The sequence below is a fragment of the Monashia sp. HAY1-2A genome, from assembly GCF_056755315.1.
In genome coordinates this window covers 1-245 of sequence record NZ_JBNDHY010000664.1, presented here as the reverse complement: position 1 = coordinate 245, position 245 = coordinate 1, and the positions used below count along the sequence as shown (strand labels likewise).

Below are 245 nucleotides of genomic sequence, written 5' to 3'. Positions count from 1 at the left end.
GGTGAACGGGGTCTGCGTGCCCCAGCGGGAGGGGATGTTGAGGTTGAAGACGAATTCCTGCAGTGCCTGGTGCACCGCGGCGTAGTCGAGGCCGTCGCGCCGCACGTACGGGGCGAGGTAGGTGTCGAAGGAGCTGAACGCCTGCGCTCCGGCCCATTCGTTCTGCAGCGTCCCGAGGAAGTTCACGAGCTGACCGAGTGCGCTGGAGAAGTGCCGCGGCGGCGCGGAGGCGATCTTCCCGGGGA

At 67.8% G+C, this 245-nt stretch carries 1 protein-coding gene; it reads right to left on the bottom strand.

Annotated features, from left to right (window positions below; genetic code table 11):
- Nucleotides 1–245 (bottom strand): anaerobic ribonucleoside-triphosphate reductase (gene nrdD, locus ACPYOM_RS23470; protein ID WP_481347824.1); only part of this gene is annotated, 245 nt, incomplete at both ends.